Genomic DNA, 16,994 nt, shown 5'->3' on the forward strand with positions numbered 1-16,994 from the left:
GGCGACCCGCACCACATCCCCCCTTCCCTCGCCCCGATAGGTTGCGTAACGCCACCCGCCATGAGCACGCGCGACACATCCGAACGGGACGATCCCATTATCGAGACCCGCGACCAGCTGGTCGCGCCGATGCAGGCCGGTGAAAAGTCCAAGGCCGACTGGCGGATCGGGACCGAGCACGAAAAGCTCGTCTACAAGCGCGAAGACCGCCGCGCCCCCTCCTATGACGAGCCAGGCGGCATCCGCGATATCCTGATGGCGCTGACCGAATTCGGGTGGGAGCCGGTCGAAGAGGGCGGCAAGGTTATCGCGATGCGCGGGTCTGACGGCACGGTCAGCCTTGAACCGGCGGGCCAGCTCGAACTGTCGGGTGCGCCGCTCGAGAACCTGCACGAGACCTGCGCGGAAACCGGGCGCCACCTTACGCAGGTCAAGGCAGTCGGCGAAAAGCTCGGCGTCGGGTTCCTCGGCCTGGGCATGTGGCCGGACAAGGCGCGTTCGGACCTGCCGATGATGCCCAAGGGCCGCTACGAGATCATGAAGAACCACATGCCGCGCGTCGGCAATCTGGGACTCGACATGATGCTGCGCACCTGCACCATCCAGGTCAATCTCGACTATTCGAGCGAGGCGGACATGGCGCAGAAATTCCGCACCGGCCTCGCGCTCCAGCCGCTCGCGACCGCGCTGTTCGCCAATTCGCCCTTCACCGAAGGGAAACCCAACGGTTACCTGTCCTATCGCAGCCATATCTGGTCGGACACCGATCCGCACCGCACGGGAATGCTGCCCTTCGTATTCGAGGACGGCTTCGGTTACGAACGCTGGGTCGATTACATGCTCGACGTGCCGATGTATTTCGTCTTCCGCGAGGGGAAATATATCGACGCGGCGGGCCTCAGCTTCCGCGACTTCCTCGACGGAAACCTGTCGGTCCTCCCCGGCGAAAAACCGACGCAGAGCGACTGGTGGGACCACCTCTCGACCGCCTTTCCCGAAGTGCGCCTCAAGAGCTTCCTCGAAATGCGCGGCGCGGATGGCGGGCCATGGAGCCGGATCTGCGCCCTGCCCGCCTTCTGGGTCGGCCTGCTCTACGACCAGACTGCGCTCGATGCGGCGTGGGACCTCGTCAAGGACTGGACGATGGAAGAGCGCGAGGATCTGCGCAACGCGGTGCCGAAACTGGCGCTCGACGCGCCGATCCCCGGCGGCGGCAAGCTGCTCGATCTCGGCCGGGAAGTCATGAAGATCGCTCGCTCGGGCCTGTCGGCGCGCGCGCGCCTCAATTCCAGCGGCGACAACGAGACCGGCTTCCTAGAAACGCTCGACGAGATCGTGAAGACCGGCAAGGTGCCCGCGCAGGTCCTGCTCGACCGCTATCACGGCGAATGGGGCGGCGATATCGACCGGGTCTATAAATACAGCTTCTGAAAGGGCGAGGAGCCCCACGAATTCGTCATTGCGAGCCCGGCGACAGCCGGGTGAAGCAATCCAGATCCGCACACGCCGCGCTCTGGATTGCCGCGGGGCTTCGCCCTTCGCAATGACGGGATAAAGTCAGACGGGCGCCGCCGTCACCGGCCGTAAGTGCCTGACCCATGCGAACAGCCGCGTCAGCGGTGCGGTGATCAGCCCGTTTTCGGCCATGTAATCGTAATAGGCGCGGTATTTCGCGTCCTCGCGCAGCAGATGCGCCTCCTCCGTCCGCGCGCGCCAGTAATAGATGCCGTTAACGACCAGCAGGAAGAAGGAATTGCGGATCATCTCGACCGGGCTGCCGGTGGTGACGAGGAACGGCAGGGTCGCAAACCACCAGAACAGGTTCTTCGACACATAGGCCGGGTGCCGCGTCCAGCGATAGGGGCCGTTAGTGATGACCCCGCGATAGGTGAGGTTGGAAAAACGCAGGCCGAACACGAAGGTCGCCCAGGCGTAGAAGAAGGTCAGCCCCACCAGCAGCGTGCCCCAGACGGCGATCAGCGGATCGTTGCCCTGCATCCAGTAGAGCCACTCGGGCGTGTTCTGCTGGTAATTGACGAACTGGGCATTGCCCATGATCCCCCATACCATCGGGGGGTAGCAGATCAGCGCCGCGATCCAGCCGCCGAGAAACGGATTGCCGCTGCGGATATGCGCGTCGAGCGGGCGGACGGTCATGATATAGCCGACCGTGCCGATGATCACGTCCATCATGAACATGACCTCGATCAGGAACAGCGTCGCGCTGGCCGGTTGCGAGAAGGTCTGCGCCAGGTCCGCCGACACCACGGTGGCGAAGGCGAAGGGGACGATCGAGATCATGAAGGCGGTATAGAACCCCTTGATGATCCAGGTGCGCCAGTGCTTCTTGATCTGCTCCGGGTCCCAGCCGGGCCTGCCGAGGATCAGCGCGCCGAAATGCCAGGCATGATCGCGCGGATTGACCATCACCCGATCGAGCCACAGCACGTAGGGAACGGACAGGACGACGAGCGGCAGTGCGGCCCAGGTCAGCACCTTGATCGCGAAGACGTAATTCCCGTCCCAATACCAGCGGCACAGGCAATAGAGCGCGGCGATCACCGCCCAGGTCGCCCACAGGCCCAAAAGCTTGACCATGCTGGTTCCGCGATCGGGCGGGCGGGTCCGGCGAAGCGACCAGTCGATCCCGGTCGAGGGCCTGAGATGCACCTTGTCGACCAGAACCGACCACAGGGCCATCGGAACGGCGGCGGCGAACAGGGCGACCAGCGCCGAATGCGGCCCGCTCATCGGCTCGCGCGGCATGGCGAGGTCGAAGTAATCGGCGATCGCGGCGAAATTGCGCGACACCGCCACCCAGGCGAACAGGCCCGCCAGCCCGACCAGGCCGACGAAGGAGGAAACGTCGCTTTCCGGTCTGGGGGGTCTGGCCGCGTGCGACGGCGCCTCGGCGGTGTCCATGGGCGTAGCTCCTACACCACAAGGGTTAACACGGGCGTAAACCCGTGTCGCGCACCGGCTTTAGCGATAGGCGTGGATGCGCCCGCTATCGTCGAGGATGTACAGCGTGTTGTTGGCGACAACCGGGGGCAGGCTCACCGGCTGGCCCAGCTCCTGATACAGCGTCGCCGCGCCTTCGCCCGTGCTTACCCGCCACAATTCGCCGCGCGAATTGACGAGCCACAGCGAATTGCCCGCCAGCACCGGCCCGGTCCAGAAGATCGGGCCCTTGCGGTCCTCGGGATCGCGATATTGCGCCAGCTGGGTCAGCCAGCGAACCTTGCCGGTGGAGCGGGCGATGGCGAGCAGGCGCGCATCGTCGGTCAGAGTGAAGATCCACTCGCCCGCAATCGCAGGCGTGGAAATCCCCGCGAGGTTCAATTCCCAGATACGCTGGCCGGTGACGAGCTCGTAAGCGGCCATGCGGCCACCCTGGCCCAGCGCATAGACGCGGCCATTGTCGATGATCGGATCGGCGTCGATATCGGTCAGCGTGCCAACCTGGGTCGAGATGCTGGTCCGCGCCAGCGCGTCCGCCCACAGGCTGCGCCCGTTTTCGTAGCGATAGGCGACCAGCTCGCCGGAGCTGTAGCCCGCGATGACGGTCCCCTGCCCGACGGCGGGCGCGGCGACACCGAACACCCCGGCTTGGGTCGAGGAAGCCGATTCCTGCCATTGCAGCGAGCCGTCATTGGCGTTGAGCGCAAAGATCTGGTTGTCCTGCGTCATCACATAGACCGAACCGAAGGCGACCGTGGGCGACCCACGCAGGGGACCGGACGGCGTGACCTTCCACAGCTCATTGCCCGTCGCGGCGTCCATCGCGATGACCTCGCCCGCGCCATTGGTGCCGTAGAGCCTGCCATTGTCGAAGCTGACCCCGCCTCCGAAGGCGGAGCTGCGCAGATTGCTTTCGAGCGCGGCGTTGCGCGTCCAGATCTTGGCGCCGGTACCCGCATCGAAGGCGTGGACGGTTCCGTCGACATCGACGGCGTAGATCCTGCCGCCGCCGACCACGGGCGCGGCGCCGAGGCGGGCGCGATTGCTCGATCCGGCGATCTGCGCGGTCCAGGCGCGGGTCGGCTGGTCGGCCAACGCCAGATGGCCGTAGGACTTGCTCGCCGTACCACCGGCTTGCGCGAAGCTCGCATTGGTCTGCGCGGGCGGCAACACCACCTGCACGCTGGCGAGCGAGGGATCGACCTGCGCGCCGGTTTCGATCCGCGAGAGGATGGGGATGCGATTACCGACGGTCGGCGTCGTATCGTCGTCGCCCCCGCCACCGAACAGGCCGCCCGCACAGGCCGAAAGGCCCAAGGTAAGAGCGCCGAGAAGCCCGGTGCGGGCCAGAAGATTGGTCTTGGTCATGCTCGTCATCGCGTCGTTCTGCCCGTGATTGCGCGTCATTCGGCTGCCGGAGCGCTCTGCGCTTCCGGTGCCGCGTCGCGGTCGATGCCCTGTTGTTCGAGAAGCGCGTCGACATCCGCGATGGCGTCCACGCCGAGGATGCCCGCCATCTGGCGCGAGCGCGAACGCAGGCTTTCCGGCGCGGTCTCGCTCTGCGCGATCTGCGAGAACAGTTTGCCCGCCTCCGCCCGGTTGCCGCGTTCGAGCTGCGCCATGGCGACCAGCTCCGCCGCGCTGCCGAAGAAGGGATGATCGGGCTGCGCCAGCGCGTTCAGCTCACTGACCACGGCGCCCTTGTCCATCGTGTCGAACCCGGCCGAAACCTTGCGGATCAGCGCCAGATCGCGCAGCGGCTGCGGCGCGCTAGTGTCCTTGGCAAGCGCATCGAAGGCGGCGATCGCCTGTTCGGTGTCACCCCGGCGCGCCAGGATCGCGCCGCGCATCATCTTAGCATTCGCGCTCGCCGCGCCGCGTTCGGCGGCGGCGAGACCTTCGAGATTGTCGTAGGCGGTCTGAAGATTGCCGGCCTCGATATTGTCGAGCGCCCCGATCAGGACCTCGCCATCCGTCTCGCGCGCGGCTTCCTGCCGGTTCTGCCAGTAGAGATACCCCGCAAAGGCGACCAGCAGCAGGACGATCGCGCCCGCCAGCGGAAGGCCGTATTTCTTGCCGAAGCTTTGCAGATCGCCCTGGCGGACGGCATCGTCCACTTCGCGGATCAGCGCGTCATCCTCGGCGGCCTGTCGGCGGGCCAGTTCCTCCTGGCGGGTCAGGGCTGGTTTTTTCGGTGTGAGAGCCACGAGCGGCTGGTTTCCCGTTTAGATAAAATTGGCAGATAAGATTGGCGTTCGGCGTCCGGTCGAAAGGGCCCGTCCAAAGGTCCGTCGCCCGGTTCAGCGGGGTTCATTAGGCGGCGCGCCGCGTAAGGGCAATGGGGTGGAAACCTGTGCAGTCATCGCCCGCTGCCTGCGGCCGGACGGGTGAATGGCGGATGAAACCGGTGCGCCTAGAGATCGAAACCGTGCATGGCGCTGGAATAGAGCCGACGATAAGTGGCGATCATCCGGTCCGCATCGAATTGCGCGCGGGCCTTGGCGCGGTTCGCCTTGCCGATCCGGTCGCGCAGTTTCGCATCATTCGCCAGCGCGACGAGCGCCTCGCCGATCGCTTCCTCCTCCGCTGCCGCGGCGAGGTAGGGGAGGTTTTCCTCGGCGACGATGCGGGCGATATCCCCGATTTCGGGCGCCACCACAGGGCGCCCCGCCGCCATCGCCTCGACTACGGAGAGCGGGAATTGCTCGCTGTCGCTCGACAGGGCGAAGATGTCGAACAGGCCGACAGCCTTGGCGGGATCGTCGACGATGCCGGGAAGATGCACCCGATCGTTTAGTTCCAGCCGGTCGATCTCCGCCTCTATCCTCGCGCGATCGGGTCCTTCGCCGCACACGATCAGATGCCAGTCGTCCGGCATGGCGGCAAAGGCGCGCACCAGGCGCGGGATGTTCTTGACCGGGCGCAGGCCCGCGAGCGTTCCGACCCATTTTTCCCCCGGCCGCTTCAACAGGCGGGGAATCGCGCCATCCTTCGGCCTGGCGGCATAGGCGCCGGTATCGATGCCGTTGGGGATGCGCTTCACCCGGCCGAGCGGCTGCTGCCATTCGACCAGCGCGATTTCCTCCAGCACCTCGGACGGAACGACGAGGCCAGAGGATTTGCCCAAGGCGATCCGCCGAAACCACGTCCGCCGCTGCTTGCGCTTCACGAGTTCGCTCTCATCGAACCCGTCCTCGTGATGGATCAGCTTGGGCAGACGGAAAGCATCGGAAAACAGCGTGTGCGCCATCACCGCATCCATCGCACCCCAATTATAGGTGAGGACGAGATCGTAGTCGCGCATAGCCTTGGCGAGTTTCTGGAGGCGACCCGGCGTCGGCAAGCCCTTGAGCGACGGGAATTCCGGCTGGAGCGTGACCGCGATGCCAGGCCGGATACGCTTCGCCGCGCCCAGCTGGTCAGGTTCGGCGGATACGATCGTATGCTGCGCCTTCGTTCCGAACGCGTTGATCAGCTGGACGCAGCGCAATTCCTTGCCGCCGGGCGAAAACGTCGAATGGATGTGGAGGATGTGCGGCACGCGGGCGCGGGTCTTCGCTGCGCCGCGCGGCGGTCCTTTGCTCCCGCTCATACGATTTCGGACAGGAAGGCGTCGATCGCGGCCCGCGCCTCGGGCTCGTCGAGCGTGGGGGCATGGCCGGTCGCGGGGATCGTCACCGCCTTCGCTTCGGGGATGCGGCGCTGCATTTCCGCCAGCGTATCGGCCCCGAACAGCGAGGAGATTTCGCCCCGCACCAGCAGCAGCGGCCGACCTTCAAGCGCTTCATAGGCGGGCCACATATCGGGCGGCACGGCGTTCTCGTCGGCGGCCAGGATCGGCTCCGCGATCTTCATGTCGTAATCGTAGGAAATCCGCCCGTTATTGCACAGCACCAGCGTGCGCTTGGCCATCCTGATCCAGTCCTCGGTATCGAAGCGGGGGAAGGCCTCTCCATGCGTTTCCTCAAGGGCACGCGCGGCGTGCATCCAGGTGGGAAAGCTGCGCCCCTGTCCGACATAGGACTTGATCGCATCGAGCCCTTCGGTCCGCAATTCGGGGCCGATATCGTTCAGCACCGCGCCCGCGATCGTCTGCGGTCGGGTGGCCGCCAATATCATCGTGATGATCCCGCCCATCGAGGTTCCGATCGATACGAACCGTTCGATCCCCTGATCCTCGAGCAGCGCGACCAGATCGCCGACATAGGTGGGCACGGCATAGCTCGCCGGGTCGGGCGCGTAATCGCTGTCCCCGCGCCCGCGCATTTCCGGCACCAGCACCCGCCATTCGCCCGCCAGATGCTCCGCCAGATCGGCGAAGTCGCGGGCGTTGCGGGTAAGGCCGTGCAGGCAGATGATCGGCGGGCGAGAGGGATCGGCGCCCTCGCTGGAGGAATAATCCCGGTAATGCAGGGTGAGCCCGTCGCCTGTCTGCCAGGTCCGGTCGGTATAGGCTTTGTCCATGATCGGCGCGGTTTCGTTCTTCGATGACTGTGTCGGTGATACGGAACGGTTCGGCGAGTGGCCTTGCCCTGTATCGGTCTGGCGCCCACTATCGCTGGATGAACGACCCTGCGCAAGCCGCCTCCTATCGTCCCGACACCCCGATCGCCGAACTGGCGGGCTGGATCGGCGATCCGGTGCGGGCGGCGGCGTTTCCCGAAACCACCCTGCGCTGGCGCAACGACCGGGCGGCGCGGGACGTCGGGCTGGACGGTCTGAGCGATACGGATTGGGTCCGCCATTTCGCGCGGTTCGATCCCCTGCCCGGCAATCTGCCCGAACCGCTGGCGCTGCGCTATCACGGGCATCAGTTCCGGGTCTACAATCCCGAGATCGGCGACGGGCGCGGATTTTTGTTCGCCCAGATGCGGGATCGCGCCGGTCGATTGATGGATCTCGGCACCAAGGGGTCCGGCACCACGCCGTGGAGCAGGCGGGGCGACGGGCGGCTGACATTGAAAGGCGCGGTGCGCGAGATGCTGGCGACCGAGATGCTCGAGGCGTTGGGTGTGAACACCTCGCGAACCTTCTCGGTGATCGAGACCGGCGAGGAACTGGAGCGCGGGGACGAACCTTCGCCAACGCGCTCCGCCGTGCTGACGCGGTTGAGCCACGGCCATATCCGCATCGGCACCTTTCAGCGCCTGCTCGCGCTGGAGGAGGCGGAGCATATGACCGCTCTGATCGAGTATTGCCTCACCCAGTTTCCCGGCCCACCGCCGCCTGAGGACGCTCCCGGCGGAGATCAGCCGGCCGTGCGGCTGATGCATCTGGTGGTCGAACGCATGGCCGATCTGGCGGCGAGCTATATGGTGGCCGGATTCGTCCACGGCGTGCTCAACACCGACAATATGAACATTTCAGGCGAGAGCTTCGATTACGGGCCGTGGCGGTTCCTCCCCCGGTGGGAGCCGGGCTTCACCGCCGCCTATTTCGATCATGCCGGGCTTTACGCCTTCGGTCGCCAGCCGGAGGCGTTGCACTGGAATTGCGGGCAGCTGGCCGTGGCCCTGCGCCTCGTTTGCGAAGCCCCGCCGCTGATCGCCGCGCTGGAGCGGTTCGGATCGCTCTACATGGAAGCGGTCGGGCGGCGCTGGTGCTGGCGAATGGGTGTGAAGAGCCGGGGAAGCGAGCGCGATGGCGCGCTGGTGGCCGCCAGCGAACAGGCGATGCGCGCGAGTGGGGATACGCCCGATGCGTTCTTCCATGGGCACCGCGGCGGACGAGACGCGGAGGGAAGCCTCGCCGATGCGCTGTCCGATTACGAGGCTTCGGACCTCGCGCATCCCTATTGGTCGGAAACCCCGGAGACGATGGTGATCGAGGAGGTCGAGCGCATCTGGTCCGCGATCGAGCGGGACGATGACTGGCAACCGCTTGTCGAGAAGGTCGCCGCGATCCGCCGCATGGGCGAGGCGCATGGGTCGCCGCCGCGTCCCGCCGGGCATTGACCGAGCAGGTCTAGCGCGACGGTGCCTCGGTGGTCATCTGAAGCGGCTGCAGGTCGATGCCGACCAGTTTCCAGCGGCCTTGTTCCCACTGATAATACAGGTCGAACCCGATCGAGATCGGGCGCATCTGAAACACGCCCTGGACGCGGAAGACGTCTTCCTGAACCAATCGCGGCGCGACCGTATAGGTCGGCGGCACCAGCAGCGCATTGGACAGATCGACCTGAAGATTGCGCAAGCCGGTGAAGATCTGGCCCAGTTGCGCAGGGGTGTTGTTGATCTGGAAGCCCTGCGCCGAAATATCGCGTAGGACCGAATAATTGCCCGACCGATTGGCATGATCGACCGCCGCGACGGTGGACCAGATCAGCTTCGACAATTCGAGCTGCCCCGGTGTCGGACGGATTGATGGTGGCGGCTGAACGCTCGGCTGCGGAGCGGCTTGCTGCGCGGAAACGGGCACAGCGCAAACTGCTGCCAGCGCGACGAAAAATGCCGGGGCAGAGCGCCCCGGCATCTTTTTTAGATTTGCGATCCTGATCATGGATCGGGTCTAGCCGCTTACCAGGCGATCTGGAAGCCGCCGCGCGCGCCGACCTCGCCGCTGTCGAAACCGACACCGATACCGGCACCGACCGAAGCATTGGTCCCGACGCGCGCCGAGAGGGCCAGCGTCCCGGCGGTCTGATCGTCATAGTAGCCGACGCCGCCCGAGAGACCGAAATTGGTCCCGGCCGGAAGCGCGGGCGATTCCATGGCCAGCGCCATGGCGACACCTTCGCTGGCCCGATCGACCGCATCGCGCAATTCGGCGGTTTGGCCGAACAGCGTGTTGATCTGCGCCGTCTGGTTCGAGGTCAGTGCCTGGAGCGAGGCGATATTGGCGTTCGCGGTCCCGATCGCCGCCGTATTGGCAGCAATCGCGGTATTCGCGGCGGCGACCGAAGCGGTGGTGGCCAGAGCCGAGCGGCCCAGCGTACCGTTGCTGTCGGTGGTCACGGCGAACACCGTGCCGGTCTGGCTCGCAGTGCTCGTGTCCAGCCCCGCGATCACGACCTGGCCGTCATTGACCGCACGCGCACCATTGCCGATGGCGACGGAATTGGCACCGGATGCGACCGACTGGTTGCCCATGGCAATCGCACCGCTACCCGTGGCCGTGGCCGCCTCGCCGACCGATACCGAGCGAACGCCGCTCGCTACCGCAAGATGGCCCAGAGCAGTCGCGCGTTCGGCGGTCGCTTCCGAGCGCCAGCCATAGGCCGTCGCGCCCGCGCCATTGGCGAGCGCCTGACCGCCGACAACCGTCGTCGAGGGACCGGTGGCCACAGTCGCACGACCGTTGGCACCATCGCGATTGCCGCCGATGGCGATCGAGTCGCCCCCGGTTGCCTGAGCGGTGTTGCCGATCGCGACGGAGTTCGAGCCCGATGCGACGGCGTCTTCGGCGCCTGCGAAGCTCTGATCGCCCGAAGCGGTGGTCTGATGGCCAACCGCAGTTCCCATCGCGCCCGTCGCACGGGCCTGCCACCCAAGGGCTGTCGCGCCCGGCGTGGTCGCGACGGATTCGCCGCCGAGTGCCGTGGTGGAATTGCCCTGCGCAAGAGCGGTATCGCCGATCGCCAGCGCATCGATACCGTTGGCGATCGCTTCGTTGCCGATTGCCGTCGAATTGGCGGTTTGCGCATCGGCGTTCTCACCTACCGCGAGCGAACGGACGCCCTGTGCGGTCGCAAGATGCCCGAACGCCTGCGCGCGCTCCGCCGTCGCCATAGCCTGCCAGCCGAAGGCCGATGCGCCCGGCCCGGTCGCGACGCTTTCACCACCGATTGCCGAGGTCGAATTGCCATTGGCGCTGGCATTGTCACCAAGCGCCAGCGCATCTACGCCCGTAGCGCTCGCCTGATTGCCGATCGCGGTCGAGAACGCACTCTGCGCTCGGGCCGCTTCGCCGACTGCAAGCGAGCGTTCGCCCTGTGCGCTGGCGAGATGGCCGATCGCATGAGCACGCTCGCCAGTCGCATTCGCACGCCAGCCGAAGGCAGTGGCCGCCGTACCGTTGGCCACGCTTTCCCCACCCACGGCGGTCGTCGAAGTCCCGGTCGAGCTCGCATTGTCGCCCACGGCCAGCGCATCGACTCCGTTGGCAACAGCCTGGTTGCCGATGGCTGTCGAAAAGGCGGTCTGAGCCTGTGCCGCTTCGCCGACTGCGAGCGAGCGTTCGCCCTGCGCGCTGGCGATGTGACCGATTGCGTGCGCGCGCTCGCCGGTAGCGTTGGACTGCCAGCCGAAGGCGGTCGCTGCGGTTCCGTTGGCGACGCTCAGCGCACCGACCGCGGTCGTGGAGGTTCCGTTAGCGTTCGCCCGGTTGCCATACGCGCTCGCGCCATTCCCGGTCGCCGTCGCTCCCGATCCGGTCGCCGTCGCACCCGTGCCGTTGGCAATCGCATCGCCGCCACAGGCCAGCGCATCCTCACCGGTGGCTTGCGCGCCAGCGAGTGTGGCGGTCGCCTGATCTTCGGTCAGCACGCATTCCGCATCGGGATTGCTCTGGGCTGAAGCAGCAGAGGGCATGATCCCGACGGCCGCGATCGCCACGAGCGATGCGCCGAAGGATAGGGTTGTCGCCTTGTTGAACTGGAACCGCATGAGTATTCCCCTTGGTTGCCTCAAGATCGCCGACGAGAATGCGCGAGCCGCACCGCCGGACGAGGTCGATTGAAATGATTTGAAAGGTGCTGGAAAAGGACGGGGGCCGATATGATCGGTACGCTTTCGTACCATCTCGACACCGGCATTCGGATACCCCTCCCCTTTTCGGCAACGCGATGCGATTTGACCTCGCACGCGTAACCGACCACATGATTGCGCGGGCCAGCCGCGAAGATGCAAAGCCCGGATAAGCCACTCTCGTCGGATACGATTGCGACCCAACCGCGTTGCACTCTTCCGAACTGGTCCTGAACAATGAGGTTCCCGATATCGTGAGCAGTACCGAACTCGTTTCCTATGAACCGGCGACCGGGTTGGAATTATGGCGTGGTCCCATCGGCGATCCCGACGCGGCGATCGAGCGGTCCCGCACCGCCCTTGCGTCCTGGTCGCGCCTTCCCGTCGCCAACCGGATCGAGCTGATGCGCCGCTTCGCCAATGAAGTGCGTCGCCAGGCTGAACCCTTCGCCGAAATCATCGCGCGCGAAACCGGCAAGCCCCTGTGGGAGGCGCGCACCGAAGTGGAAGCGGTGATCGGCAAGGTGGAAATCTCGATTTCCGCCTATGCGGAGCGGACCGGGCAGAAGAAACTCAACAGCGCCCTGTCGGGCACGGCTGCCGTCCGCCACAAGCCGCATGGCGTCATGGCCGTGCTCGGTCCGTATAATTTCCCCGCCCACCTTCCCAACGGCCATATCGTTCCGGCCCTGATCGCCGGGAACACGGTGATCTTCAAACCCAGCGAGAAAACCCCCGCCACGGCGGAATTCCTCGTCAAATGCTTCCACGCCGCCAAGGTCCCCGAAGACGTGATCCAACTGCTGATCGGCGGTCCCGAAGAGGGCAAGGCACTGGTCGGGCACTGGCTGGTCGATGGCGTGCTGTTCACAGGGTCCGCGCGTGCGGGCATCGCGATCAATCGCAAGCTCGCGACCGAGCCGGGCAAGATCGTCGCGCTGGAGATGGGCGGCAACAATCCGATCGTCATGCTCGATACGCCCAAGATCGAGGATGCGGCGACGCTCATCATCCAGTCGGCCTTCACCACGGCGGGCCAACGCTGCACGGCGGCGCGGCGGTTGATCATACTCGATTCCGTCTACGACCGGATCGTCCCCAAGGTGAAGGAGATGGCCGAGCGCCTGATCGTCGACGAGCCCTTCGCCGATCCCCAGCCCTATATGGGCTGCGTCATCGACAACCAAACCGCAGACCTGCTGCATGAGAGCTTCCTCGCCCTCGTCAGCCGGGGTGGCCGCGCGATCCTCCACATGAAGCGCCCGCAGGAGGATCGCCCGTTCCTGACGCCGGCGATCATCGACACGACCGAGATGGACGAACGCCCCGATATCGAACTGTTCGGGCCGATCCTGCAAGTGATCCGCGTCAACGACCTCGATGCCGCCATCAGGGAAGCAAACAACACCCGCTATGGATTGTCGGCCTCGCTTCTGGGCGGCAGTCCGCAGGATTTCGAGCGCTTCTGGGACAGTGCCCGCGCCGGGATCATCAATTGGAACCGGCCCACCAATGGCGCATCGTCCGCGGCGCCCTTCGGCGGGGTGGGGCTTTCGGGCAATCACCGTCCGGCGGCCTTCTACGCCGCCGATTATTGCGCCTACCCGGTATGCAGCACCGAGATGGATCAGCCGCGCGCGAGCCTCGGCGTGGGACTGCGAGAAGCCTGATCAGGGCCTCGTCCGGGCCTGATTCAGGCCCGGATCAGGGGTTGCTGGTGACGAGATCGATCTCGGTCAGGCCCGAAGGAAGGCGCCGCCCATAGACGACATAGGCGGCATTACCCTGGGTGCCGCTGAGGATATTGTCGCCAGCCGCCTTTACGTGTTCCGCCGAATAGCCATTGGCGAGAGCGCGGGTATGATAGAAGGCCAGCACGTCTTCGAGAGGGACAGGCGAGCGGAAGCTGACGACGCGCAGGGCACAGGCGCCCTCGTCCGTGCCGGCGGCCTCTTGGGTGTTGCCACGCGGATAGACCGGGAATGCGCCGGGAAGCTTCGCCGCCCAGGCTGTCGAATATTCGACTCGCTCGGCGCAATTGCCGCCGCCAGGGCTCACAGCGGCCTGCGCGGCCTTTTGCATGGCCGGAGTCGTGGTCGCCTGAGCGCCGAGATCGCGCGGTGCCGGAGCGGGACGAAGCGCGTTGCTGCCCCCCACCAGTTCCGCCGCGCGGCTGCGCGCGGCCGCGATCGCTTCGGGAGAGGTGTTGATCGCCGGAACCGAACCGTCGCCGGACCCCGAAAGCGCCGCATCGCCTTCATTGTTGCCCGCCATGTCGGGGTCGGTCATCAGATCGCCGTTGAGCGCCTGCTCGCTTGCCGGATCGCTTGCCCCGTCTGCCGTCTCGCCATCCGGTTCGTTGCTGCATCCCGCCAGCAAAGCGAGCGGGAGGGCGAGAGAGAGGGCGGTGGCGGTATAGCGCATGGGAAATCTCCAGAGGACTTTCCCAACGCGTAAGCAGGTAGAGGTTAAGATCAAGGCCAGCGTCCCGCCCATGCGTCATCGCGGGACAGGAGACTCGTCAGAAATTAAGCGCGCGAATCGAAGACGCCGCCCACCCCTGCGAAGGGGAGAGCGACGCCTTCCACGGTCCGGTGGGAACCGCGCTGCGGCCGCGGGTGGGCACGGCCGAAGATTGTTAGCGCGTTAGCGGCACTTGGTGCTCGAACGGTCGATCGCACGGCCCAGCAGAGCGCCGCCCGCAGCGCCAAGGATCGCGCCGAGAGTGCGGTCGCCATTGCGGCCCGCAACTTCGTGGCCGATCAATCCGCCGACACCGGCGCCGATCAGGAGCCCGGTCGTGCCGTTCTCCTTCTTGCAGTAATAGCGCCCGTCATCACCGCGCCAGACCTGCGTGTCGCGATAGACCGGCTGCGCATAATTGTTGTCGTAGCGCCGGTCGTAATTGCGGCCATAATTGCGATAGTCGCGGCGGTCGCGATACTTGTCACGCCCATGGTTGAACGTGGTTTCGCCGAAGACCGAAGCCTGCGCCGCAGGAGCGGCCGCGTGATAGGCCGGGGCAGCGGATGCGGGGCCGGACAGGGCGAGACCGGTTGCGGCGAGAGCCAGACCTGCGGTCTTGAGCGATAGGGTCATGACGGTATTCCTTCCTCATCTTTCGAGAGCGGCGCGGGGGCTCGTCCGCCTCTGATGTTCAGCTATAGGTGCCCGAAACTGAACGGATCGCAACCACGCCGACAGATTGCGAATTTGCGGCGAACCGTGTTTTCCCGCGTGATGAAATGAGCGCTTGCTGCCGAACCTTGAGGGTCCTAGCGCGCCCGACATGGCCGAACCCGCTTCCGATCCCGTGCAGCATGGCCAGAAATCCGGCCTCCCGTCAGCGATCGGGGCCTATACGATCTGGGGTTTCTTCCCGCTCTACCTGATCCTCGTCAGCGCGGTGCCGCCCTTCGAGTTCGTGGCGTGGCGCATCATCTGGACGGTGCCGATCTGCGCGCTGATCGTGCTGGTGCGGCGCCAGTGGCCGCAGGTGCGCGCGGCTTTGGGCGATTGGCAGGTCCTGCGATGGCTGATGCTGAGCGCCGTGCTGATCGCGATAAACTGGGGCGTCTATGTCTGGGCTATCCAGCGCGGCAACGTCTACGCGGCCAGCCTTGGGTATTACATCAACCCGCTCTTCAACGTGCTGCTCGGCACACTCGTTCTGGGCGAAAGGCTCAGCCGCCTGCAATGGAGCGCGGTCGCGCTGGCGGCGGTCGGTGTCTCGCTGCTGGCGGCGGGCGCGCTGACGACGTTGTGGATCAGCCTGACCCTGGCTTGCTCGTTCGGAACCTACGGCCTGGTCAGGAAGCGGGTGCCGGTGGGCGCCCTGCCCGGCCTGACGATCGAATCGGCGCTTCTGATGCTGCCATCCGCCGCCATCACCTGGTGGTACGCCGCGACCTACGGCTCATCCTTCGCGATCGCGCCCTCGCTCAGCTTCGCGATCGCGCTGGGCGGGCTGGTGACCGCCGTGCCGCTGCTGATGTTCGCGGTGGCCGCCCGGCGAATGCCCTATTCGACGCTCGGCTTCATCCAGTTCCTGGCGCCCAGCATCGTCTTCGTGCTCGGCCTGACCGTGTTCGACGAGCCGCTGAAACCGGCGCAGATCGCTTGCTTTGGCTTTATCTGGGCGGCGGCGGCGATCTTCGCCTGGGATCTCGTGGCCAAGGCGCGGGCCGCGCGAGTCGTCGCCCCGGCAGGCTAGGACCCGGCGGGCCGATCGTCAGGCGAAGAGACGTCAGCCGAGGAGTCGTCAGCCGAAAAGTATTAGCCGACTAGGCGCCATCCGAGCGTTTCGCCCGCATGGAAGGGCACCACGGGTTCCCCGCCCCCCTCGACTTCGCCGGGCACGCGCGTTTCGCTCCGCTCCAGCGTGATCGTTTCCTCGTTGACGGGCAGGCGATAGAAACGCGGGCCGTTCAAAGAAGCAAACCCTTCGAACCGGTCGAGCGCATTCTCTTCGTCGAACACCGCAAGATAGCTTTCGAGCGCGAAGGGCGCGTTGAAGATGCCCGCACATCCGCAATCGCTTTCCTTGGCATGGCGATGATGCGGCGCGCTGTCGGTGCCGAGGAAATATTTCGCGCTGCCGGAGGTCGCGGCCTTGCGAAGGGCCAGCCGATGCTCCTCGCGCTTCGCCACCGGCAGGCAATACATATGGGGCCTGATCCCGCCGACCAGGATCGCGTTGCGGTTGATGTGGAGATGCTGGGGCGTGATCGTGGCGGCGACATTGTCACTGCTCTGATCCACGAAATCGACGGCCTGGCGCGTGGTGATATGTTCGAAGATAACGCGCAGGTCGGGCAAGCGCTCGACCAGGGGCTGGAGCACCCGTTCGATGAACACCGCCTCGCGGTCGAAGATGTCGATCTCCGCGCTCGTCACCTCGCCGTGGACGCAGAGTGGCATTCCGATATCGGCCATGCGTTCGAGGACGCGGTCGATCCTGCGGACATCCGTGACCCCGCTCGCCGAATTGGTGGTGGCGCCCGCCGGATAGAGCTTGGCCGCCGTCAGCACGCCCGATTCGAAACCGCGCGCCAGATCGTCGGGATCGGTATCGTCGGTGAGATAGGCGGTCATCAGCGGCGTGAAATCCACGCCTTCCGGCACCGCGGCAACGATCCGCTCGCGATAGGCCGCTGCCATGGCGGTCGTCGTGACCGGGGGCGAAAGGTTCGGCATCACGATCGCGCGCGCGAACTGGCGCGCGGTGTGGGGAACGACCGCCTGCATGGTTGCTCCGTCGCGGAAATGGAGGTGCCAGTCGTCGGGGCGGCGGATAGTGATCGTGTCGCGGGGTGCCATGGGTTTGCCTATGGCGCGGTGCGCCCTATC

At 65.7% G+C, this 16,994-nt stretch carries 15 protein-coding genes; 5 read left to right on the plus strand and 10 right to left on the minus strand.

Annotated elements, in window-relative coordinates; genetic code table 11:
- The first annotated feature begins 60 nt into the window (after positions 1-60).
- Positions 61-1,431: a glutamate--cysteine ligase gene (locus GRI47_RS07240; RefSeq protein WP_160660614.1), complete on the plus strand. Its 1,371-nt coding sequence runs from the start codon at positions 61-63 to the stop codon at positions 1,429-1,431.
- A 126-nt stretch (positions 1,432-1,557) separates the two neighbouring features.
- Here GRI47_RS07240 and GRI47_RS07245 read toward each other — a convergent pair whose 3' ends face one another.
- The 5 genes from GRI47_RS07245 to GRI47_RS07265 form a co-directional block, all read right to left on the minus strand.
- Entirely contained in the window at positions 1,558-2,922 is a 1,365-nt protein-coding gene (locus GRI47_RS07245) for a methyltransferase family protein (protein ID WP_160660615.1), read from the minus strand.
- Between the two features lie 60 nt (positions 2,923-2,982).
- Positions 2,983-4,329 carry an outer membrane protein assembly factor BamB family protein gene (locus GRI47_RS07250; RefSeq protein ID WP_160661359.1) on the minus strand — a complete coding sequence of 449 codons (1,347 nt, stop codon included), beginning with the start codon at positions 4,327-4,329 and terminating at the stop codon, positions 2,983-2,985.
- Positions 4,330-4,364: 35 nt separating this feature from the next.
- On the minus strand, positions 4,365-5,168 hold the full coding sequence (locus GRI47_RS07255; RefSeq protein WP_160660616.1) for a tetratricopeptide repeat protein: 804 nt from the start codon (positions 5,166-5,168) through the stop codon (positions 4,365-4,367).
- Positions 5,169-5,374: 206 nt separating this feature from the next.
- Positions 5,375-6,553, minus strand: a complete 1,179-nt coding sequence (locus tag GRI47_RS07260; RefSeq protein ID WP_160660617.1) for a glycosyltransferase family 4 protein — start codon at positions 6,551-6,553, stop codon at positions 5,375-5,377.
- Complete coding sequence (locus tag GRI47_RS07265; RefSeq protein ID WP_160660618.1) at positions 6,550-7,425, minus strand: alpha/beta fold hydrolase; 876 nt, start codon at positions 7,423-7,425, stop codon at positions 6,550-6,552. The genes GRI47_RS07260 and GRI47_RS07265 overlap by 4 nt, the downstream gene beginning before the upstream one ends.
- Positions 7,426-7,523: 98 nt before the next feature.
- On the opposite strand from GRI47_RS07265, the gene GRI47_RS07270 reads away from it, so the two are divergent.
- Positions 7,524-8,915 carry a protein adenylyltransferase SelO family protein gene (locus tag GRI47_RS07270; RefSeq protein ID WP_160660619.1) on the plus strand — a complete coding sequence of 464 codons (1,392 nt, stop codon included), beginning with the start codon at positions 7,524-7,526 and terminating at the stop codon, positions 8,913-8,915.
- A gap of 10 nt (positions 8,916-8,925) precedes the next feature.
- Here GRI47_RS07270 and GRI47_RS07275 read toward each other — a convergent pair whose 3' ends face one another.
- Complete coding sequence (locus tag GRI47_RS07275) at positions 8,926-9,432, minus strand: hypothetical protein (RefSeq protein ID WP_160660620.1); 507 nt, start codon at positions 9,430-9,432, stop codon at positions 8,926-8,928.
- 44 nt (positions 9,433-9,476) lie between these two features.
- Positions 9,477-11,489, minus strand: a complete 2,013-nt coding sequence (locus GRI47_RS07280; RefSeq protein ID WP_160660621.1) for a YadA-like family protein — start codon at positions 11,487-11,489, stop codon at positions 9,477-9,479.
- Here GRI47_RS07280 and GRI47_RS07285 point away from each other — a divergent pair.
- Both GRI47_RS07285 and astD read left to right on the plus strand, forming a co-directional pair.
- Positions 11,488-11,637 carry a hypothetical protein gene (locus tag GRI47_RS07285; protein ID WP_160660622.1) on the plus strand — a complete coding sequence of 50 codons (150 nt, stop codon included), beginning with the start codon at positions 11,488-11,490 and terminating at the stop codon, positions 11,635-11,637. The two genes, GRI47_RS07280 and GRI47_RS07285, sit on opposite strands and share 2 nt — an antisense overlap.
- Positions 11,638-11,899: 262 nt before the next feature.
- The gene (gene astD, locus GRI47_RS07290) at positions 11,900-13,315 is read left to right on the plus strand and encodes a succinylglutamate-semialdehyde dehydrogenase (protein ID WP_160661360.1); all 1,416 of its coding nucleotides are present in this window, start codon (positions 11,900-11,902) and stop codon (positions 13,313-13,315) included.
- A 34-nt stretch (positions 13,316-13,349) separates the two neighbouring features.
- Here the strand turns inward: astD and GRI47_RS07295 are convergent, their stop codons facing one another.
- Complete coding sequence (locus tag GRI47_RS07295) at positions 13,350-14,069, minus strand: hypothetical protein (RefSeq protein WP_160660623.1); 720 nt, start codon at positions 14,067-14,069, stop codon at positions 13,350-13,352.
- A gap of 222 nt (positions 14,070-14,291) precedes the next feature.
- Positions 14,292-14,744 (minus strand): glycine zipper 2TM domain-containing protein, encoded by a 453-nt coding sequence (locus GRI47_RS07300; protein WP_160660624.1) that lies wholly within the window; start codon positions 14,742-14,744, stop codon positions 14,292-14,294.
- A 190-nt stretch (positions 14,745-14,934) separates the two neighbouring features.
- Here GRI47_RS07300 and rarD point away from each other — a divergent pair, with 190 nt between their 5' ends.
- Positions 14,935-15,858, plus strand: coding sequence for an EamA family transporter RarD (gene rarD / locus GRI47_RS07305; RefSeq protein WP_160660625.1), 924 nt, complete (start codon positions 14,935-14,937; stop codon positions 15,856-15,858).
- A gap of 62 nt (positions 15,859-15,920) precedes the next feature.
- On the opposite strand, the gene pyrC is transcribed toward rarD, so the two are convergent.
- Entirely contained in the window at positions 15,921-16,964 is a 1,044-nt protein-coding gene (gene pyrC / locus GRI47_RS07310) for a dihydroorotase (RefSeq protein WP_160660626.1), read from the minus strand.
- Positions 16,965-16,994: the final 30 nt, after the last annotated feature.

The organism is Qipengyuania pelagi (genome assembly GCF_009827295.1).
Classification (GTDB): domain Bacteria; phylum Pseudomonadota; class Alphaproteobacteria; order Sphingomonadales; family Sphingomonadaceae; genus Qipengyuania; species Qipengyuania pelagi.